Here is a 21,941-nt window from a genome sequence, read left to right on the forward strand (position 1 = left end):
TCGATTCTAATGACTATAAAATCGTGCTTTCATTTGTTTATAGATATATCAAATCATCCGCTAAATTCCCTAATAATTTTTTATCGCTAACTGGAACAACTACAATAGCATCATGATTCCTTAATATTTCAATATACTTTTTGTTGTATTCGCCAACTATGTACTCCATCCAATCTTTGGTTTGCATCCATGGTACAGTATATAGCCTTTTACCATAAGCAAAACCAATTGCCATTGATGCCCTCCATACTTCACCACTTTGAAACTCTAATGGTCTGTGAATCCTTCCATGTCTTTCATTGTTTTCATGAACCCCAGATAAATCAAACATTTCAGCAATTTCATGTAGACTATATTTACATTGGCTTTGATTAATTCCTTGTTGTATTTGTTCCGCGACTGTTCTAATACCTAAGATTTTTCTTGTTAATTTGTTTGGGTATTGTTGTCTCTGAATAAAAGGATGTTCTGAAACACCTTCACCAACGTAACAAGATATATTACGCAACAAACTGGAAGTAGCAATTTGACCATTTACATGCAATGAACTTTGATAAGCATTATCCATCAATGGCTTACCTGCCAAAATGTATGATAAAGCCCATCCGCCTGAACCTAGATTACCAACAAGACCATATACTTTACCACACTTAAAGGTAGCTGTAAGATTGGTTATGGTGTCAACCATTCGCCAATAATTGAATAAAGTGCATGTAGCTTGGCAGTTGAGATTTGTTAAATTGATCTCTAATGATGATGCTCTCATTGGATATGCTCCTGTAATCAATCTTTCAAATAAAATCATTCTTTTAATTCAAGCTTTATCCTTTTCACAAGCCTTTCTCTCGTATCTCCAAGTCTGCCTTTTGCATACGTTATATCTTCTGGCTCTAACCATCCAAACCCATCACCTTCATAACGTGGAAATACGTGCATGTGATAATGACCAAGATCATTGAACTTGCCGCCGTTCTGGATCACGCTGATTCCATCCGGCTTAAAAACCGCTTTTAGCCCCTTGGAAATTTCCGCCGCTGAAACCATTATCGCTGTTACTGTTTCTAAATCCATTTCTTCAACGTCGAGAAAATGTTTCTTTGGCAATATCAAAGTATGTCCCTCGTTCAACGGTGAAATATCCAAGATGCATGTTACAAGATCATCTTCATGGACGATGTGTACTGACTCAACACCATTCGCTAATCGGCAACCCAAGCAATTATGATTCATGATAACTCTCCCATTGTTACTTTATTACCCCAGATTTTTCTGCATGTTTCCACTAGCTGGATAGATTTTTGATGCTTCTGATCGTGTCTGGCGCAACAAAAAACGGCATCGTGTGTAGATACCGTTGTCTTTTCTAATAGTAACCTATTTTTTACCACCGTTTGCCGAACCACCTTCAGTTATAATAGTCATATCAAGAGAGCCTGGCTTTGGTGGAGGGTTCTTAGAACCATTGGATGTTTGTGGATTATTTGTCATCATCACTCACCTCCTTTTTAACCTCAATTTTTTTAAATCTAATTGTATCAATGAGATCCTTCAATTCTTCAATTTGGATCTTTTGTATTTCTTTCTTTTCAACTGATAGAAAGTATGGGATTAAGGTAAACATACCTATCGTAACTGAGATTATCAAAACAATTCCAGTAATCCTTAACAAATTGGTTTTACGTGCATTTAACCGCCTATTTCTACTTGCAGCCATGCGATATATATCATATATATAAGAATCAACATCACTTTTAATTAAATCTTCTTTCGAGGGTCCTCCGATCTTTTTGAAATATTCTTCATAGTATTCATCATAATAACCAACACGCTGCATTGTGAAAAAATGTATCTTTCTAGGAGTGGGAACGTATCCGTATCGATAGTTGTAATACGCGCTAAATAGAAAAATAACTATAACAAGAAGTGATGTCAAATATAATCCAAACATTATATAAAAAAATACTGATGATAAGGTATTATCTTTTATATCCTCGAAATTGTTGATAAAATAAACTGCTAATCCTATAAGGAGAGTTAAAATTCCAATTGGAACTTGAATCCTACCATTGATTCTTTCTTTTTGTTCAAGTTCATAGTGGTACATTTCCTTAAATCTTTCAAAATTGTACTGATGAATAAAAATCACACTTCCTGAATTTGATAGTATTTCTTATGGTAAAAATTATATCATAAGTTGGGAAGTATTGGGATTTCATTTTATTTTGAGGAAATACTCATTACAACATCCCCCGCTATTCACTCTGCTAACAACGAAAACCCTTCCATCTTTTCAGTGGATAATGCTGTACCTAAAGATAACTATTACCACCTAAAGTGACTCCCCAAAATCCTGCGTCATGCCTCGACTCTGTAATTAAACTCAGCTGGATCAAGCTGAATACCATGTTTTTGTAATGCTGCTTCAACTTTACCAATCGACAGCATCTCCAGCTTCATTGATCCAAACAGCTCGTCAATAACCTTCTGCATCAGCTCATTTTGTGCAGCTGACCTAAACTCAAATATCAGAACATTCCTAACTTCATAAATATTCGATAGCGCTACTTTAGCCGTAGCTGTTTGAGTATCGAAGTCTTCTCGCCCCTGCACCCGATCTGCATCCGAGCGGAACACGTAGATAGCAAACTCTCCGCCATTAGCTTTATACAAAGCAGGAACAACGCCATTTAACGTATAGAAACTCTGTGAATTGTCCCAAGCTTCTAAGGTTGATCCTGCTTGCACAAAAGCTTCTTGGACATCAGTCATTGTTAGCACTTTGTTTGAAGGCTCTAATGCTAGCTCGTGTTTGTGACCTTTCCGCATATCTTGGTTTACAGATAATGCAAAGATCGCGAAAAAGAGCAACAACGCAATGTATTTCTTCATGGTTTTCCTCTTTTCATTTTGACATTTGAAACTGCTGAAATTATCAATAATTACTATAATCTCATCTCATGGACTTTACCTAAAAAAACGAAATCAGCTATTTCTACCGCTTTCTCTGGATCAGATTCAAAAGCAGTAGCTAAAAGCATATTTGTCGTTTGGTAAAATGAAAATCAATGCTAAACAAATCAATACGGCAACAACTAATAATCACTTTTTTAAGTTATTTCCCCTTTACAGGCGATTCCACATCTGCGGCTTCACCTTTATACCCAATCCCGTACAAGTCCCCTGTTTCTGCATCGTAAAGGTTAAAAACAATAGGATTTTTAGATGTACCTCGCTTCATCGGAACGTCACCGAACGTCTTTGATACAACTACAAATACCTGTCTATCTGGATGTATGAAGCCTGCTTGTCCAAGTTCGTCAGGGTAAACTCTGCGCACGTCTTTATGAAGAACCTTGGCTCTAACAATCGGAATTGAATCAACTTGTGTATGAACATTTTTACTTGAACAAACAAACTCATCCACATCCATTGTTTTCTTATTCGTATTGGCAGGTATGGTGTATTCATAGTTCACCGGCATCGAAGGAAAAGGGGGAATATCATCGAACTTATAGTCAAAGTATTTTTGAAAGTCAGTGGGTATTTGTTTTTGACGGTTAATGCAGTCATGCAATTCTTTTGCCGCTAACATTTTCCCGTTTGCTTTTCCCTTGTTCCAATCCTGATGCGCCGCTATCGCAAAGATAGCGAAGAAGAGCAGCAACGGTATATATTTCTTCATTCTTTAGCCTCCGGCATTTAATTATTATCATTGACGTTTGAAGTAGATACTTTGTTGCTGAGATAACGCCGATGATGATCTATCGGTTGCGAAAACTCCAGTGTCGATGAAAGTCTTACGCAGCATGGATTATAGGCTTAATAGTTCGTAAAAAGCAGATTTGTCATCGTTAAACATAACAAATCTGTGTCTAATGTAATGATTAACACCTTCTTAGAACGTATATGCTTTTGCCCTCAAAATTGCTCCGCAATTTATCGTGTTCCAAGAAAGCTAACGCTTTCTTGGGAAAAAGAACTCGAACACTTATCTTTTAAACTCTCCATATTATCCATATAAATAAGTAAGGAGTGGAGAGTTTATTTATTTTAGTTTGACAATAGTGGAATGTTTTATAAATATTAATCCTGCAATAACCAACTCCTGTATTCGAATATTATTTAAGTATCTGAAAAAATGCGCAGTTTCTTCTATTCCTGCCTTTGTTCGTATGTAACTTTTCTTGTATGTGCCGATTTCCAGATTTGTTATGACTTTAATCAATTTATCAACATTCTTATTTTCACTGTTTTCTTCCCTCTTTTTGCTGCCTGTGACCAGCGTAACATTTTGTTTACGGTGAATATTTGTTAATAGCTTTTCTAAAGCATTTATTATGTCCTCATCATTAATAACAACAAAGAAGTCACCTTGCGGTAATGGGTTACGCTGTACTCGTTTTAGGCATTGATATATCTCACTTAGAACATAACTTTCGCGAATTGCTTCAAATTCATCATTTCTGAATGAGTAGCTTGTCCGTCGTATCATCTCAGTATTTTGATACCCAAGTTCTTCTTTAGAATATTGCATCCAATGCAGAATATGATGCTCCATTCTAATGTTAGGAGTGCCGATAACCCAACATTTGCTGAATAGTCTGTAATCATTTTTCCCAACGAGATTACCAAAGTGGTCAATGCATATTTCTTCGCCGGAATATCTTTTAGATACCTCAGCACTTAAATCCATACCCCTCAAAATTTTCGCTATATCTTCTTCATAATCCATATGGACAACAATTAACGTCTTATCTGTTTCTGTAATGTGATGCTCCTTGATATGTGAGCTAATCTCATTAAGGTAATCAACTTTATATATTTTGATATTACTGGCGCTTGAATTGAACTTTAACCATGTTAAAGTCGAACCAATGTGACTAACTATTTTTGTTTGTCTGTCGAGCTTGATATTGGCGGCTACTCTGTATAAATGGTCAATTTCTCCATTTGCATCTAGGATTATATTGTTCTTTAACCCCCACAATTTGTACTTTCTGTCGTATCCACTAATTGCTCCATTGTTATAAATGCTTCTGGCACTTGATAAGACCTCAAGAGTTTTTATAAACTTCCTTACCATTTGCATTTCTTGCAATGAAAAACAGTGCTTGTTAGATTCAACAGCTTGTGTGAAAGCTTGCAGCAATCCGGCATTTACCTTAGGCTTACAAATTACACAGCGGTTGTTGTTACCCTTCGTATGTTTGAGATCAGTGATTAATTTAAACAATGGCGCAGTAATCTCTACAAGAAAGTTTAACAATGCCGTAGGTAAAATACCTTGTATCATTTTCACTGCTGCTTCATTAAACATAAAAATTGGTAAGTTCACCTTCTCGTCGATAATCAAAGTATGACGATTCTGTGAGAACAACAACCGTTGCTGCTCGTTCAAACATAAACTGATGTATCTTTCATGAGTAATGACGACAACGCGATATGTATTTAACGAATTTAGTTTACCTTCCCATTCAGAACGATTATCGCGGTGAATACCTATCACTTTGTTACCCATAATATCTTGAGCACCAAGAACCTTTGCCGTCTCTTCTACATCTTTTTTGAATCGTTTAACAATCAAAAAATTCCGGCGATTGTTATTTAATAAATCAAAAAGGTGACTTTTTATTATTCGGTTAGAAATGATTGATTTACCAATACTTGGTTCAAGGCTTAGGACACTAAATTTATTCTCACCTGTTTCGTAATACAATATTTTCCGTTCTAAGTGATCTACTTTGACAGCGTACTTTTGACCGTATGTTTGTTCGAATGGATCGGCTTTCACAAATGAATCGTCTCGATTTTCGCTCACTTAAACACCGCCCCAACATATGTCTAAAGCTATTTTGATTGGATAGCATTAGAATTAAACGTGGTAAATGATGGTATAGTGTTTTAACTTCTTAGTTTGCCCTACCTAGTGAAAGATAATGCTGTTTCTATATAAATAGTTGATACATGCGCTAATAAGCTAAGCTTAAAATACATTAAAAGACAACAAAAAAGCCTTCCGCTGGAACGCTTGGTTTAATACATATTTACCTTTCGCTAGGTATTCAAAAATTGATTAGACTTAAGGACATAAGTCCTCAAATCCTAACAATGACTAATAGAATTTCCGCAAATTGTTCTTGTAATGTTTTGTTTAGACTTTATTCTAATATGTTAATCCGATATATAATTTCAAATTCGTTGCGCCTCACCGTATCTTCAACTGCCTCGAATAGTCCAAACAACTCCTTTAGCAAATTGACATTTCCCTCTTCCTCGACCGCAAAAGAGAATAGATATCTTCGTTACATACTAAGCAGTCTGCCCTGCCACTATGTTCTTAAACTTGCCATCACCAGGACTTCCTATTATGTGCAACCTAGTGAAAGATAATACTGTTACCTTAATTTGGATGAGTAAAACCTTAACTCGGTTGTACAAAATAACCCCATAAAATTAATCGTATAAAGAAATCCTGTTTACAAGGCTTTCAGAGTTTGTAAATTCTATCTGAGATGGGAGACGTAAGGATGACTATTATTTTTCTAATTTAAGTAATTCAGAAACTTCAACATCTAACGCAATACAAATTATCTCAAGTGTATCAAGATAGACTCTGCTCCCTCTTTCAGAACATAAATCACTAATTGTGTTGGATCGTAGTCCAGTTTGCCTTGCTAATTCTCTTTGGGAGATATTCTTTTGTTCAAGTATCTCTTTAAGCTTTATTCGTATTGGCATTTTTAATGTCCTCCACCACTGTTAGTAACTCGAATGTAGCATCAACAAATGTATGATGCAATAAAAAAAGAGTTGTTTGCATCGTTAAAGCGATATAAAATTACAGTGCATCGCCATAGCGTTGCAAAGTATGACTAAAGTAGACAGATCAAGGGAAGGAGTGCATGAATTATTACTCAGAGTAAAGAAACATTAACAGTTGATGACATTAGGAGATATCTTAGAATAGGTCGAAGACAAGCTTACGAATTAGTAAATCAGGATGAACTCAAGTTCGCCGTAAAGCGCATAGGTAGATCAATACGAGTTGATAAAGAAGGATTCCTATTGTGGGTGAAAACGAAAAATTAGTGAATTAGAAATTGCCATTCGAGTTGCAGCCCCACAAACCTATACCGGAATAATAAACACTAAAGCATAATAGGAGGAATCAACATGACAGTTAAAAAAGACCCTAATGCTAAGAAGAATCCATACTATTACGTCTTTGAAGTAAGAGATAACCAAGGCAAACGAGTGACGTTTAAAAAGCGAGGATTTAGACTTAAGGGAGATGCAGAAGCGGCAGAAGTGGCTGCAAAAAATGAAGTTAATAAAGGAAATACAAGCAAGCCCACTAACTTGACTTTAGGAGCATACCTTTATGAATGGTTAAGTAACAGACGTGATCTAAGAGAAGTTACAAAAAAGGGTTACTCAACGCTAATTGAAAAGCATATTATACCTGAAATTGGACAAGTCAAAATCTTAAATATAACCGCAATGACAATCGAAAGTCTGTTAAGTGCAATTGAAGAAAAGGGATTATCCGAAAGCTTCAATAAGAATGTTTTTAAGGTTATTCATAAGGCGCTGTCAGATGCTGAGCGAAAGCAATTGCTTCCTCGTAATCCAGCAGCACTTGTATCAAAGCCTAAGGTTTCAAGAAAAGAAATGGCTCACTGGAGCCCCGACGAAGCCAGAGACTTCTTAGCCGCCATAACCAATCATAGACTAGCAATTATCTTTGTGCTTGCTCTGCATTGCGGAATGAGACAAGGCGAGATACTTGGGCTTAGAATGTCTGACATTGATCTTCCAAACAAGAAGATATACATTCGCAATATTTTAAACTTCAAAAGGGTGATTCAAAGTGGAACTAAAACAGCTGCTGGAACACGTTCTATTTCAATTTCACCACTTGTAGTTGAGGCAATCTGTAATCGGCTTCGTATCATAGAAGATGAGAAGCGAAATTCTGGTGATAAGTATATTGATGAAGGATTTCTCATCTGCACAAAGTATGGACGACCACTCCCTAAACATGATTGTCATAAACTTTGGAATCGTTTACTCCTTAAGACTGGAATGAGAAAAATTCGTTTCCACGATTTAAGACATACCTGCGCTTCACTTTTGCTTACATTAGGTGTACACCCAAAGATAGTTCAAGAAAGGCTCGGGCACACTTCGTATAAAATCACCATGGATTTGTACTCGCACTTAATGCCAAATATGCAATCCGATGCCTCTAACGCTTTAGAAAACCTCTTGAAATAACCTCTATTTCCCCTTCATTACCTATAATTACCGACCAAAAACCGACCAAAACACGGTTTTTCGGTGTTCTGCCCCTTCAAATCTTCAACAAACCCTTATGTATTAAGCATTTCATCCCAAACAAAAAAAAAGGAACCCAGCCAACGGGGCCGGGTTCTAAAAGTTTATATTAAAAAGGGGGTCTTGTTTATTATATTACCAAGTGAACATTATGGAACCATAACGGGAATATTTCATTTCTGTTACAAAAAAGAAAACGCTTTATTTTCTACACTATTATCTTCATTCTTGTCCTCTTGACCTCCCCTCAGCTCACTTTCAAATTCCTCCCACAAATTCAGTTGCACCTTTCACCCATGTGGCATATACTAAGAATAAATTAATTAGAATTATTCTAAATAAGGAGGAACCCTATGAGCGTCGAGTATGACTATCATCATCTCCACCATGTGAAAGAACAAAGTAAGTCAAGAAGAACCCTGTGGGTCACCCTCATCCTAACTGCTTTTTTTACGATTGTTGAAATTGTCGGTGGGGTGCTCTCAAATTCACTTGCTCTTTTATCCGATTCTGCCCATATGATTTCAGATGTCTTTGCGCTTGGTCTGAGCATGGTTGCCTTGCAGCTTGCTACGCGCCAGCCTAATGCCCGCTTCACCTTTGGATTCCTGCGCTTTGAGATTGTCGCTTCATTTCTGAACGGTTTAGCCCTTTGTATCATCGCGTTGGGCATTTTTATTGAAGGTATTCAACGTGTCATACACCCTCAACCGATACAATTGGGGCTCATGCTGGGCATTGCTTCGATAGGATTCGTTGTTAATCTCGTGCTAACGTTAGTTCTCCATAACAGCGTCAAGGAGGAAGACAATCTCAATGTGCAAAGCGCGCTCTGGCACTTTTTTGGCGATTTGCTCAGCTCGGTAGGTGTCATCCTTTCATCGATTGTCATTTACTATTCAGGTCTTCTCTGGTTCGATCCGCTGATTTCGATGGTGATTGGGGGCATTATTTTTACAGGTGGCAGCAAAATCATTCGAGAATCCTTCATGATCCTGATGGAATCCGTCCCCGAAAAATATAATCTAGACGAAATCCGCGATGTGATCGCGAAGGTAGAAGGTGTGGAAGATGTGCATGAGATGCATCTCTGGGCGGTTTCAACCGACCACTACTCACTGACCGCGCATGTGTTTATAAGCCCCAACATTCAGCCCTTCTGTGTGATTCTCGCGATCAATGAGACGTTGAAAACCAGGTACGGGATCGAGCATGCCACGATTCAAATCGAGCACGCGGGCATTAATCCACATGGCGAATATGGGAAGGACTTTCTGCGACAGCAAAAGCAACTAAAACAACAAAGCCATACAGGCGCCTGAGACCTGGCTAACCACTTCCAGCTTTCAAGTGCTGATGCAGCTCCCATATCTCTCCCCTTTCCCAAAAACTAAATAAAAACGGTTGATCACTTTTCCCCAAGTGATCAACCGTTTTTATTCATTCTGCGTCGATTTCCGCACAACCATTTCCATATCAATTAGCAGCTCGTGCCCTTGCGTCTGAGCCAGATAGGAGTCAAGCAGCTTCTCGCTCTCCTCATCCAGCGCCTCCCCCATCTGCCGCATCAAGAAAGCCGCGACTAAACTCGTTTGCAGCTCGACTGGCATCTCGAAGCTCGTAATGGAAGGAAAGCTCGCTTTCGCAAAATGCTCATTATCCATACCAATAAGCTGCACATCCTCAGGAACGCGAATACCGCGCTCATGACACTCGGCAATCAATTCCAACGCTAGCGCATCATTGAACGTGTAAATACCTATCGGTCGAAGCTCACCGCTCATGCGTAACGCCTCATCAAATGTGCCAGCCACGCCCAGCTCTCCAGCATCCAAAAGCGCATGCACTATTGTCTCCGCTTTATCGCCTAGTCCCGCTAGAAAACCTTCGATCCGCTGCTCATTCGCGCCCATCCCTTTACGTCTTCCCGCATAGAAAACTGCTTGGCAGCCGTGTGTCAGAAAGTATTGCACAGCTTCACTCGAAGCCTTTGCAAAATCCAAATTCACCGCCAGCTTCGCAATCTCACTCGGCCATCCCCAGCCATTAAAGATAACAAGCGGTGTCCCCTCACCTACCAACTGCTGGGTAGAGTGTATACTCATTGCCAAGCCATGTGACACCAATCCGTCCACCCGTCGTTGCAATAAGTGCTCAATATGCCGAATTTCAACCTCAGGATCCATACCTGCCGCTGAAAATACCGATAAATGATAACCATAGCTATGAAACTTCTGTTCCAGCTTCTCGGCAAATCTGCCATAATACCCGCCAAAATGCGGGAGAATCAGTCCCAACTCATTCGACCGACGTCGACTTAAATTCGTCGCCATGACGTTGCGGCGATACCCCAGCCGCACAACCGCTTCATCCACTTTACGAATGGTTTCCGGTGACATCGGTACCTTTCTACGGTTAATCACATTCGACACCGTCGCAATGGACACACCTGCCTCAGAGGCAACATCGACAATGGTAGCTTGTTTGTTTTTTTTCATCCCATGCCCTCATTCTTGAAATGCTTAAACTAATTGTAGCTAGAAGCCTGTTACTCGTCAAATTCCTACCTTCTTGATGCCCACCCAACCGAACTCGAAAAAAAACACCACTAGCAGAGCACTCTGCTAATGGTGTCCTTATCCCTTACTCGTCATGATGCCCAATCAACGAAATGATCTGCTTCTTCAGCTTCACGAAAGCTTCTGAATCCTTCACATCCTCCACCTGCCGCAGCCCGCGCGGTATGACAATCTCACTGCGGATCGTGCCTGGATGCGCCTGCATCACATACACCCTTTGTGAAAGGAAGATCGCCTCCTCAATGTCATGGGTAATGAAGACAACTGTTGTTTTCTCTTTCTCCCAAATTCGCAGCAGCAATTCCTGCATGGAATTTTTCGTTTGTGGATCAAGAGCGCCGAACGGTTCATCCATGAGCAGCACATCCGGATTATTCGCTAAAGCACGAGCGATCGCAACCCGCTGCTTCATCCCGCCCGAAAGCTCCTTCGGCAGTGATTTAGCAAATTTTTGCAAACCGACAAGCTCCATGAAATGATCGGATATCGCTCTCTTTTCGAACAGAGGAACTCCCTTCAGCGTCAAGCCGAATTCGATATTCTCTCGTACGGATAACCATGGGAACAACGTATAACTCTGGAAGACCATGCCTCTATCCGCACCAGGACCGTCAATCTCATGACCGTTGATACTTAAATCTCCCATTGTCAGGGGCTCTAAACCCGCAATGATGCGTAATAACGAAGACTTCCCGCAGCCCGAAGGGCCGACAAAGCTGACGAACTCATGCGCATCTACATGAAAGGATACACGATCCAAAGCAACGAATTGTGATTTCTTCGTACTGTACACCTTTGTCACATCGACAGCATCGATTTTACGCACACCTGAACTTTTCCCATCAGAAGGTACGTTATATGCCAAGTTCAATGCTTCCATACCTAACGCCCTCCTTCCAGCCATGGGAAAAATCGCTTATGACAATAGGCAAATGTACGATCTGTCAGCAAACCCAACAAACCAATCGCAATAATCCCTACAAAAATCTGATCTGTATTGAGGAATCGCTGCGCCTTCATAATGGAAAATCCAAGGCCACTGCTTGCCGCAACTAATTCCGCTACAACCAGATACGTCCATGCCCACCCAATGATTAAGCGCAGTGTGTTCATCAAATCAGGCAGCAGTGCGGGAATCAGCACCTTTTCTATCACTTGCCACCGTTTTGCACCAAGCGTATAAGAGGTTTGCAATAGATCATTGGATACCGACCGTGTATTGTCTGCAACCATCAGCATCAGCTGGAAGAAACAACCCAAGAAGATTACGAGAACCTTTGCCCATTCGCCAATCCCCGCCCAAACCATGATTAAAGGAATGAACGCTGTCGCAGGCATATATCTAATAAATTCTGTAGGAGGTACAAGCAACGCCTCTGCAAAACGATACGTCCCCGCCAAAATCCCAAGTGGAATCCCGATTAAGCAAGCGAGCAAGAATCCGCCTCCGACCCGGAAAATACTAATCCAAACATTATGCCAGAACACGGGGTTCTGGAGTTGAATCCCAAACTGCCGCAGCACTTGATCTGGTGTTGGGAGGAAGGTGCGATTTACGAACTCGCCGTAACTCATCACGCTCCAGAACAACAACACGATCGCAACGATAAGCACTACACCAGACATGTAGGATTTGCGGCTTATTTCGCCTCGTATGGCAAATAACGATGACTTGCGTCTTTTTTTCATCAGCGTTTCCATCTGCAGACCTCCTGTTCAGCCTTTATTTCTTGCGTTCCTTCATGACTTCCTCCACAAAGTGGCCATCCAGGAAGGTTTCTGCTTTCGGTATGGTGGTCAGCATATCCAGGCCTTTTAAGAATTCGGCTGTTTTCCCAGAAGTAAAGGCAAGTGATTCGTAGGAATCCGCTTTTGCAAAAGCTTTGATATTATCCTCAAGTTGGAAAATTTTCACGCTGTCCACGCCAGCCTTGTATTCATCTACCGGCGTCTCAGCCGCTTTGGCCATAATTTTCAAGGATTCCTCTGGGTTCGCTTTCCAGTAGTCCAGCGCATCGAACCAGGCGTTAATGATCTTTTTCACGTCGTCAGGGCGATTCTTCGTAATTTCTTCCTTAAATACGAGCAAATCTGGAATCAATCCCGGAGTATCCTTGGATGAGAATAATAGCTTTCCTTTTCCCTCTTGAATCGCCTTGCTTAGGAAAGGTTCCCATAGTACCGCAGCATCCAGGTTACCTGAGATGAACGCCGGCCCAGCATCATTCACCGTCATATTTGTATAGGAGACGTCTTTTTCTGCTAACCCAGCTTTTTCAAGAGCTGTCAGCATGAGAAGATGATCGACAGTTCCAAGCTCTGTTGCTACTTTCTTGCCTTTCAAATCATTCAGGGAATTGATACTTGGCTTCACGACAACGCCGTCGCCGCCATTGGAATTATCATTGACCAGCACGGCTTTGAGCTTAATGCCTTTACTTGCCGGAGCCAGCGTATCACTTAGTGTTTGACTGTTTGCATCCACTTTACCTGAAGCTAGTGCGGATAAGGAGTCACTGTACACTGGGAACCAGACTAGATCCACGTTCACACCATTTTTCTCAAAAAATCCCTTTTCCTTCACAAGGTACCATACGAACCAACCCGGCCATGGGCTTAACGCCAATTTGATCGGCTCATTGCTGTCTCCAGCTTTTGTACTTGCTTCTTTGCTTCCACAACCACTAATTACTGTAAAAGTTAATAATAGCGACAACATCAGAAATATTGTTTTTTGTCTCATTCCCCGAACTCCCTCTCTGTTTAAAATGATTAGGAAAAAGCCCGGAATGATATCATATCCTGATATCCTCCCGGGCTTTTATCCCTCCGTGTGCACGATGAAGCTCATCGTGTGTCTTCTCTTGGACCTGACCAACAACCAACACTTCTGTTGCGGAACCCTAGAAAACAAGTTTGCTATGCAGTTGTTTCTTCGTTGTCTTACTTTTGTCTATATCATACTTAGATTGTTCATTCATGTCAATATATATAACACAAATAAATAATTGGTTGTCAAAATGAGTAAATACGTAATATTATATAACATATAAAACAACTAAACGGAGGTGTCGCGATGTATTCGATTCATTTCCACATTCACATGTTAGATAATAAGCACAAACAACCAGCCGCGGCGATTATTCCAATTGAAGTATCATCACCACTCTATGCGGATCTCCATACTTTCAATTCATCAAGCCAGCACCCTCACTTGATTCCCCCAATTTATGAGCATGATGCATCTGAACCAACTCACTGCCCCGCATCTCACTAACCTCTACGATTGATGAAGACGACCTGAGACTCTGACTCAGGTCATTTTGTTGTTCCGAGACTTGAATCTCGGCGGGGATATCCGCGCCACCTTACTTTCTAGGCGCATTCAACCGAAATAAGCACGCCAAACGTTCTTATTCCCTCTCAAAGCGGCATCCCACGCCGAATAAGACCTCCGCGAGTTCTTATCCGCCGCTTATCGGTACTTTCTGCTCGCCGCGCCACCGGCTATTCGCCACCTCCCAAAAAAAAATAGCCCAGCACCCCAAAGGGTGCCAGGCTTATCTAATTGTCAGCGTTTCTCTTACACGCCTAACCATTTCTTAAACAGGTGCTTCGTCGTGTCCGCATTCAATGCCGCAATGGACGTCGTAAGCGGAATACCCTTCGGACAGGAGCGTACGCAGTTCTGTGAGTTCCCACAGCCTTCGATACCGCCATCTGTCATCAGCGTATCCAAACGCTCGTCTTTGTTCATTTCACCCGTCGGGTGAGCATTGAACAGACGAACTTGGGAAAGCGCGGAAGGCCCGATAAACGAGTTCTTGTCATTCACATTCGGACAAGCTTCCAAACACACGCCGCATGTCATACATTTGGACAACTCATAGGCCCATTGACGCTTCGACTCAGCCATACGCGGTCCAGGACCAAGATCGTATGTTCCGTCGATAGGAACCCATGCTTTAACCTTCTTCAATGCGTTGAACATACGTCCACGATCGATTACAAGGTCACGCATAACTGGGAATGTGCTCATTGGAGCTACACGAATAGGCTGTTCCAGCTTATCCACAAGCGCGGAACAAGCTTGACGCGGCTTCCCGTTGATCACCATGGAGCAGGCGCCACATACTTCTTCCAGACAGTTGGATTCCCAACATACCGGTGTCGTTTTGTCGCCTTTAGCATTCTTCGGATTACGTTGAACTTCCATCAAACCGCTGATTACGTTCATGTTCGCGCGGTAAGGAATTTCAAACTCCTCTGTATACGGTTTAGAATCAGGACTCTCTTGACGAGTCACGATAAACTTCACGGTTTTTTGTGCGCTTAGTGTCTCCGCCATGATCAGGATCCCTCCTTTTTCTTCTCCGTGGAGTAGTCACGTTTACGAGGTTTAATCAACGATACATCAATCTCGTCATACGAAATCTTAGGACCATCTGGCGTCCAATCCGCGATTGTCGTTTTCATGAAGTTATCATCGTCACGTTCAGGGAATTCAGGCTTGTAGTGCGCACCACGACTCTCATCACGCATCAAGGCACCAACCGTCATCGCTTCAGCAAGCTCGAACATGTTCCAAAGCTGGCGTGTGAACGCAACCCCTTGGTTGTTCCAACGCGCAGTATCAGTAATGTTGATGTTGTTGTAACGCTCTTTCAAATCCTTGATTTTACCAATCGTTTCATTCAAACGATCGTTGTAACGCACAACGGTCATATTGGCATTCATCATGTCGCCAAGCTCTTTATGAAGTACGTACGCATTTTCCGTACCGTTATTCATTTTGAGCAAGCTCTCATAACGATCCGTATGACGCTTCTTCTCACGGTCAAATACGATGGAAGACGTATCATCCGCATGCTTGGATAAACCGCGAATGTACTCAACCGCTTTAGGACCGGAAACCATACCGTCATAGATCGCGGAAACGAGGGAGTTCGCGCCCAAACGGTTTGCACCGTGATGCTGATACTCACACTCACCTGCTGCGAATAGACCAGGAATGTTCGTCATCATGTTATAGTCAACCCACATGCCGCCCATGGAATAATGAACCGCCGGGAAAATCTTCATTGGGATTTTACGCGGGTCGTCGCCCATGAATTTCTCGTAAATTTCCATAATCCCGCCAAGCTTAATATCAAGCTCTTTCGGGTCTTTATGAGAAAGATCCAAGTAAACCATGTTCTCGCCGTTAATACCAAGCTTCTGATCAATACACACGGAGAAGATCTCACGTGTTGCAATATCACGAGGCACAAGGTTACCGTAGGCAGGGTATTTCTCTTCAAGGAAGTACCATGGCTTACCGTCTTTGTATGTCCAAATACGTCCGCCCTCACCACGAGCAGATTCGGACATCAAGCGGAGCTTGTCGTCTCCCGGAATCGCAGTCGGGTGAATTTGAATCATCTCACCATTCGCATATTTAACACCTTGTTGATAAACCGCACTTGCTGCAGTACCTGTGTTAATAACGGAATTCGTTGTTTTCCCGAAAATGATACCAGGACCACCTGTTGCCAAGATAACCGCATCAGCTGGGAACGTTTGAATTTCCATGCTGCGCAAATCTTGTGCGGCGATACCACGGCATACGCCTTCGTCATCCAGAACCGAACCAAGGAATTCCCAGTGCTCGAATTTCGTTACGAGACCTGCTGTTTCCCAACGACGTACTTGCTCATCCAATGCATACAGAAGCTGTTGACCTGTCGTAGCACCAGCAAACGCTGTACGGTGATATTTCGTACCACCGAAACGACGGAAATCAAGCAAACCTTCTGGTGTACGGTTAAACATAACGCCCATACGGTCCATCAAGTGAATGATTCCTGGAGCCGCGTCGCATAATGCTTTAACTGGAGGTTGATTCGCTAAGAAATCTCCCCCGTATACTGTATCGTCAAAGTGCTCCCATGTGGAGTCACCTTCACCCTTCGTATTCACCGCACCGTTAATGCCGCCTTGCGCACATACGGAGTGGGAACGTTTCACAGGAACTAAGGAGAACAATTGTACATGTACTCCGGCTTCTGCTGCTTTAATTGTCGCCATGAGTCCCGCAAGGCCTCCGCCGACGACGATGATTTTTGAATTAGCCACTTCTGTTCACCCTCCCTTATTTCCCCGTATGCACTTCTACTGGAACCGAAAATTGTGTATCTGTAAAAGCAGTTAATGACATGATAAACATCACTGTCATGATAACGAACAAGCCCATTGTAATGATTGTTGAAAAGCGTTGCGCACGCGGTCCAATTGTAATCCCCCAACTAACTAGGAACGACCACAAGCCATTACAGAAATGGAACGTTGCAGAAACAATCCCAATCAGATAGAACGTAAATACAACAGGATTCGTCGCAATATCATGCATCGTATTGCCGAGAGCTTCATGCGCCACGTTGCCTAAGGCAACCTGAATGCGAGTCTCGAATAGATGCCAGGCAATGAACAAGAATGTAAGTACCCCTGTCACACGTTGCAGCATAAACATCGTATTACGGAAATACCCGTAGCTTGATACGTTATTACGTGATTGGTACGCTACATAAAGTCCATAAACGGCATGGTAAAGAAGTGGAAGCCAGATCCCCACGATTTCCAATAACAATCGTAACGGCAAACCGTTCAACCAGTTAATTTGATCCAGGAAAGCTTCAGGTCCTTTGGTAGCTTCATAGTTAGTGAGCAAATGCTCAATAAGGAAGAAGCCCACTGGAATGACGCCTAGTAGCGAGTGGATCTTTCGAAAGTAATACGAATTACTCATAATGTAACCAATTCCCCCCTCAACAAAATTCAAACACAACTAACATTCGACAAGTTTTGACATAAACAAGCCACATATCATTGTACTCTCGCCGCAAACGAGCGTCAACCCATAATCATCCACGCCTATTTTGCCAATTCAATCAATGATTATACACAAAGGTTCACGAAATATAGCTAATTTGTGACATGTACATCGTACCTCTTTCATGCTTATAATGGAAGTGCCGTTTTTTTATATCTACTTATAACTATTTCACATATAGAGGGCAGGTAAACGTATGGAGCTTTTAGATGTTTTTGCCATCGTCGTCGAACAAGTCAGCCTGAATAAAGCTTCGCAATTGTTAAACATTTCACAGCCTGCGCTTTCGCGTAAAATAATGAAGTTGGAAGATGAGTTGGGTGTGGAGCTTTTTGTGCGGAAAGGAAAAAGATTGGAGTTAACCAAAGCGGGGCAAATTTGTTATGATCACGCCTTAGAGAAGCGTCATCTTGAGCGAAAATTCAAGCAAACTCTTCATAGTTATAAAGCCGCTGGCAGCCCTTCATCACTTACAATTGGAGCTTCACTAACCACTCTTCAAGCTACGCTGCCTGATCTGATCACGGATTACTTGCAGGACTATCCTCTGACCGATATCAAGCTGCTAACCGGCAAAACACATGAGATCGTCTCCTTGGTCAAAGACAATAAAGTGGATATCGGCATCGTGGCCTCGCAAATTAACGCGACAAGCCTTCACTGTGAGCCTTTATTCGATGATCATCTCTGCCTAGTGCTCCCATCGGGACATCCCTTTATCGATCGAGCGGAGATTACGATGAATGATTTGAATGAACTACCTATGATTCTCTTTTCAAAAGGTACTTGGTACCGCATTCTGATGGACGAGCTATTTAACCGGTTCACAATATTTCCTAATGTACAAATGGAGATTGATTCCTTCGAAGCGATTATTCGCCTCGTTTCCACCTGTAAAACAGCGACCTTATTACCCAAATCCTACTTACGTGAAGATTTAATTCAGAATAATGAACTAATTCTAAGACAACTCCACGAATTGGAACAAACGAAACGAACGACCTCGCTCATCTACTCAGATCACTCTGCTGATAATGCAGAATCCATGAAATTCGTCGCGCAAGCGATCAAATACTTTGCCAAACACCACATCACCTAATCCGCTACATGCGGACGAATTTATAACCGACACCCCAAACGGTCCGAATCCACTTCGGCTCTTTGGGGTTATCCTCAATCTTTTTACGCAGATTTGCGATATGTACATCAATAGCCCTATCTGTAACAAATGAATCGAAACCTCGAACCGTTTGCAATAAATCTTCGCGACTATACACGCGGCCGGGATTGTTGATGAAGCATTTCATAATTTCAAATTCCGAATAGGTCGTCTCCACAATCTCGCCATAAACGCACATGGACCGCGTGTTCTGATTCAATGTTATTTTGTCCTGCTTGTCCATGACAGTCGCAATAACTGTCGACTTGAGCACGTTCTCTGCTTGCGCTTCTTGAAGTTTCGACTGCTGCTTGGGCTGTTGATTCATCGCTTGGTACATCTGTGCCCGGCGAATAAGCGCATGAGCTCTTGCGATCAATTCATGCATACTAAATGGCTTGCACAAGAAATCATCAGCGCCCGCTCCCAAGGCATTAACTCGTTCAACGATTTTATTTTTCATCGAGACAATCATGATAGGCACACTAGAGGTTTCACGAACCTGACGACAAATGGTTAATCCATCCATATCTGGCAGCACCCAATCTAACAAAATAAGATCTGGTTGAAATTGGGCAATTGCCGCAATCCCCCCGATCCCATTCTCCTCTCGGATCACGCGAAACCCTTCTTCCTTCAAATACATTGTGACCATATTACCGATCATCGCATCATCTTCGATCATTAGTACCTTGTACATGCTGCGTCCACCTTCATTTGAAAATTCGCTTATTGCAGGACATGGAATGAGTAGAGATCAGCCGATAACTTGACTTTCAAATTCATTAATCTGGTTGTTGGTTCCGATGATAACCATAATGTCGTTTTCGTTCACGACGTCACCTGCCTGCGGCGCAATGATAACCCCAGTTTGCTTATTAATCGCCACAACACTGCAGCCGTACTTGGCCCGCGGGTCCAACTGCTGAATCGAATAACCGCACAAGCGTTTTGGTACCGAAAGCTCAACGATCGTATAGTCTTTGGAAATTTCAATATAATCCAACAAATTAGGAGTTACTAACTGGTGTGCTACACGAATCCCCATGTCTCGCTCTGGATACACGACCCGATCAACACCTAATTTCGTCAAAACCTTTCCATGCAGCTCCGATAACGCTTTGGCAACGACCTGATTAACCCCTAAGTCTTTCAACACGATCGCTGTCAAAATGCTAGATTGAATATCATCCCCAATGGCGATAACCGCGCAATCAAAATTGCGAATTCCCAGTGATTTCAACACATCTTCATCAGTCGCATCCGCGACAACCGCATGTGTCAGCTGATCGCTCATTTCGTTTACGACTTCCTCATCAAGATCAATCCCTAGCACTTCATGACCAAGTTTCATGAGCTCTTTGGAAAGGCTTGACCCAAATCGCCCAAGTCCTACTACTACGTATTGATTCTTCTTCATCTTCTAAACCCCTATCCAATCGTAATTTTCCCCTCAGGGTATCTAAATAATTCTTTTTCCTGCTTCGGCTGTAAAGCGTAGGCAAGTGTAATTGTCCCTAATCGTCCAGCAAACATCGTTATACAGATAAGCACTTTCCCAATTGTTGTTAATTCTGGCGTCAATCCCATCGATAGACCCACTGTTCCGAATGCGGATGTGACTTCAAACAATATTTTGATAAATGATGAATCTTGTATCGTGGATAAGATCATCGTAACGATAATAACCAAGAATAAAGCCATCATGGTTAACGTAATTGCTTTGAGAATACGATCTTTCGCCAAGCGGTAACGATAGATAACGATATCTTCTTTTCCACGAATCATCGTGATAATCGCACTAATCAGAATTGTAAAAGTAGTTGTCTTAATACCGCCACCGGTTGAACCTGGAGAAGCCCCGATAAACATAAGGATGATGAGCAGAAATTGGGAGGCTTGATGAAGCCCACCAATGTCCAGAGTGTTAGCCCCTGCCGTCCGGGCTGAAACAGATTGAAAAAAAGATCCTAATATTTTCGCGCCAAAATCTAAGGAACCTAGGGTTCTGATATTTGTAAATTCGAATATAAAAATACCAAGCGCACCTACTAGAAGGAGTAAACCGCTCATGCTTAGAACGACCTTCGAGTGAAGAGATAGCTTCTTCTTATTGCGAAATTCCATCAGATCGGAGATGACAATGAATCCAATCCCTCCAAGGATAATCAGCATCATCGCTACAAAATTAACGACAAAATCGCCAACATATCCGGTCAGAGAAACGAAAGGCGCATCCACGGTACCAAACAAATCAAAGCCTGCATTATTAAACATGGAGACAGCATGCCAGATGCCGTAATAGAGGCCTGTTGGAAAGCCATAGTCAAACGAAAACCGAATTGTAAAGATAATAGCAGCAACGGCTTCGATGGATAAGGAATAAATGATAACTTTGCGGATCAAACGAACAATGCCTTCCATACTGCCTTGATTGAATGCTTCCTGTAAGACGAGCCGTTCTTTTAAAGTAATTTTTTTACGAAAAGCAAAAGCAACTAATGTCGCCATCGTCATAAAGCCAAGTCCGCCAACTTGAATCAAAGACACGATTACGATCTGCCCAAACATCGTAAAAGCACTTCCCGTATCCACCACAACAAGCCCTGTTACACAGGTTGCAGAGACAGCCGTGAAAAAGGCATCAATAAAAGGAAGCGAATGTCCTGTCGCAGAAGCGAATGGCAGCGTCAAGAGACCCGCTCCTATGAAAATGATAACAGCGAAGCCAAGAACCAATATTTGAGGCGGTGTTAATTGCCATATATTCAATTTTTTATTCATGGTAGCTCATGTTGCCTCCCAGGTATGTAAGAAAATAATCGGGCTCCAAACTGTAACGATAGAGTTCCCCGTTATCATGTAGAAATTCCGCCAATAAGTAATTGATAGGTATTATATAATTGTTTCCGAATCTTTACCAGTAAATTGGCTTTCTTTTTAATCTATGATAACGTTATGAAATAGTTAAGAATCGCGAATTCAGAAGGGAACTGAC

At 41.8% G+C, this 21,941-nt stretch carries 21 protein-coding genes and 1 riboswitch; of the genes, 4 read left to right on the forward strand and 17 right to left on the reverse strand.

From position 1 onward, the window contains the following. Positions 1-37: 37 nt before the first annotated feature. From AC58QC_RS18080 to AC58QC_RS18110, 7 genes are all read right to left on the reverse strand, one after another. Positions 38-766, reverse strand: a complete 729-nt coding sequence (locus AC58QC_RS18080) for a hypothetical protein (protein WP_497416521.1) — start codon at positions 764-766, stop codon at positions 38-40. Between the two features lie 35 nt (positions 767-801). Continuing rightward, positions 802-1,230: an HIT family protein gene (locus tag AC58QC_RS18085; RefSeq protein ID WP_497416522.1), complete on the reverse strand. Its 429-nt coding sequence runs from the start codon at positions 1,228-1,230 to the stop codon at positions 802-804. A 247-nt stretch (positions 1,231-1,477) separates the two neighbouring features. Continuing rightward, positions 1,478-2,104 (reverse strand): hypothetical protein, encoded by a 627-nt coding sequence (locus tag AC58QC_RS18090; protein WP_497416523.1) that lies wholly within the window; start codon positions 2,102-2,104, stop codon positions 1,478-1,480. Between the two features lie 251 nt (positions 2,105-2,355). After that, positions 2,356-2,889, reverse strand: coding sequence for a hypothetical protein (locus AC58QC_RS18095; RefSeq protein ID WP_497416524.1), 534 nt, complete (start codon positions 2,887-2,889; stop codon positions 2,356-2,358). 223 nt (positions 2,890-3,112) lie between these two features. Beyond that, a complete protein-coding gene (locus tag AC58QC_RS18100; RefSeq protein ID WP_497416525.1) occupies positions 3,113-3,682 on the reverse strand; it encodes a hypothetical protein in 570 nt (189 codons plus the stop codon). A 363-nt stretch (positions 3,683-4,045) separates the two neighbouring features. After that, complete coding sequence (locus tag AC58QC_RS18105) at positions 4,046-5,818, reverse strand: hypothetical protein (RefSeq protein WP_497416526.1); 1,773 nt, start codon at positions 5,816-5,818, stop codon at positions 4,046-4,048. 716 nt (positions 5,819-6,534) lie between these two features. Next, positions 6,535-6,738 carry a helix-turn-helix domain-containing protein gene (locus AC58QC_RS18110; RefSeq protein WP_497416527.1) on the reverse strand — a complete coding sequence of 68 codons (204 nt, stop codon included), beginning with the start codon at positions 6,736-6,738 and terminating at the stop codon, positions 6,535-6,537. Between the two features lie 171 nt (positions 6,739-6,909). Here AC58QC_RS18110 and AC58QC_RS18115 point away from each other — a divergent pair, with 171 nt between their 5' ends. The 3 genes from AC58QC_RS18115 (at position 6,910) to AC58QC_RS18125 (ending at position 9,659) form a co-directional block, all read left to right on the forward strand. Beyond that, entirely contained in the window at positions 6,910-7,089 is a 180-nt protein-coding gene (locus AC58QC_RS18115) for a helix-turn-helix domain-containing protein (protein WP_497416688.1), read from the forward strand. An 84-nt stretch (positions 7,090-7,173) separates the two neighbouring features. After that, the gene (locus AC58QC_RS18120; RefSeq protein WP_497416528.1) at positions 7,174-8,277 is read left to right on the forward strand and encodes a site-specific integrase; all 1,104 of its coding nucleotides are present in this window, start codon (positions 7,174-7,176) and stop codon (positions 8,275-8,277) included. Between the two features lie 413 nt (positions 8,278-8,690). Continuing rightward, on the forward strand, positions 8,691-9,659 hold the full coding sequence (locus AC58QC_RS18125) for a cation diffusion facilitator family transporter (protein WP_497416529.1): 969 nt from the start codon (positions 8,691-8,693) through the stop codon (positions 9,657-9,659). Positions 9,660-9,773: 114 nt separating this feature from the next. On the opposite strand, the gene AC58QC_RS18130 is transcribed toward AC58QC_RS18125, so the two are convergent. The 7 genes from AC58QC_RS18130 to AC58QC_RS18160 all read right to left on the reverse strand — a co-directional run bounded on the left by AC58QC_RS18130 (position 9,774) and on the right by AC58QC_RS18160 (position 17,703). Then, entirely contained in the window at positions 9,774-10,835 is a 1,062-nt protein-coding gene (locus AC58QC_RS18130; RefSeq protein WP_497416530.1) for a LacI family DNA-binding transcriptional regulator, read from the reverse strand. A 145-nt stretch (positions 10,836-10,980) separates the two neighbouring features. Continuing rightward, the gene (locus AC58QC_RS18135) at positions 10,981-11,796 is read right to left on the reverse strand and encodes an ABC transporter ATP-binding protein (RefSeq protein ID WP_497416531.1); all 816 of its coding nucleotides are present in this window, start codon (positions 11,794-11,796) and stop codon (positions 10,981-10,983) included. Positions 11,797-11,798: 2 nt separating this feature from the next. Continuing rightward, complete coding sequence (locus tag AC58QC_RS18140) at positions 11,799-12,617, reverse strand: ABC transporter permease (RefSeq protein ID WP_497416532.1); 819 nt, start codon at positions 12,615-12,617, stop codon at positions 11,799-11,801. Between the two features lie 22 nt (positions 12,618-12,639). Beyond that, entirely contained in the window at positions 12,640-13,659 is a 1,020-nt protein-coding gene (locus AC58QC_RS18145; RefSeq protein ID WP_497416533.1) for an ABC transporter substrate-binding protein, read from the reverse strand. Positions 13,660-13,724: 65 nt separating this feature from the next. Then, positions 13,725-13,834, reverse strand: a riboswitch (guanidine-I (ykkC/yxkD leader). A gap of 665 nt (positions 13,835-14,499) precedes the next feature. Then, positions 14,500-15,264: a succinate dehydrogenase iron-sulfur subunit gene (gene sdhB / locus AC58QC_RS18150; RefSeq protein WP_497343115.1), complete on the reverse strand. Its 765-nt coding sequence runs from the start codon at positions 15,262-15,264 to the stop codon at positions 14,500-14,502. Between the two features lie 2 nt (positions 15,265-15,266). After that, positions 15,267-17,030, reverse strand: a complete 1,764-nt coding sequence (gene sdhA, locus AC58QC_RS18155) for a succinate dehydrogenase flavoprotein subunit (RefSeq protein ID WP_497416534.1) — start codon at positions 17,028-17,030, stop codon at positions 15,267-15,269. A gap of 16 nt (positions 17,031-17,046) precedes the next feature. Next, the gene (locus tag AC58QC_RS18160; protein ID WP_497416689.1) at positions 17,047-17,703 is read right to left on the reverse strand and encodes a succinate dehydrogenase cytochrome b558 subunit; all 657 of its coding nucleotides are present in this window, start codon (positions 17,701-17,703) and stop codon (positions 17,047-17,049) included. Between the two features lie 277 nt (positions 17,704-17,980). On the opposite strand from AC58QC_RS18160, the gene AC58QC_RS18165 reads away from it, so the two are divergent. Then, positions 17,981-18,883: a LysR family transcriptional regulator gene (locus AC58QC_RS18165; protein ID WP_497416535.1), complete on the forward strand. Its 903-nt coding sequence runs from the start codon at positions 17,981-17,983 to the stop codon at positions 18,881-18,883. A gap of 4 nt (positions 18,884-18,887) precedes the next feature. Here AC58QC_RS18165 and AC58QC_RS18170 read toward each other — a convergent pair whose 3' ends face one another. Genes AC58QC_RS18170 through AC58QC_RS18180 form a run of 3 tightly spaced genes read right to left on the reverse strand, consistent with a single transcriptional unit; the run spans position 18,888 to position 21,727 of the window. Further along, complete coding sequence (locus tag AC58QC_RS18170; RefSeq protein ID WP_497416536.1) at positions 18,888-19,643, reverse strand: response regulator transcription factor; 756 nt, start codon at positions 19,641-19,643, stop codon at positions 18,888-18,890. Positions 19,644-19,700: 57 nt separating this feature from the next. After that, positions 19,701-20,363, reverse strand: coding sequence for a potassium channel family protein (locus AC58QC_RS18175; protein WP_497416537.1), 663 nt, complete (start codon positions 20,361-20,363; stop codon positions 19,701-19,703). An 11-nt stretch (positions 20,364-20,374) separates the two neighbouring features. Continuing rightward, positions 20,375-21,727, reverse strand: coding sequence for a TrkH family potassium uptake protein (locus AC58QC_RS18180; protein ID WP_497416538.1), 1,353 nt, complete (start codon positions 21,725-21,727; stop codon positions 20,375-20,377). Positions 21,728-21,941: the final 214 nt, after the last annotated feature.

The organism is Paenibacillus sp. J22P51, assembly GCF_059692215.1.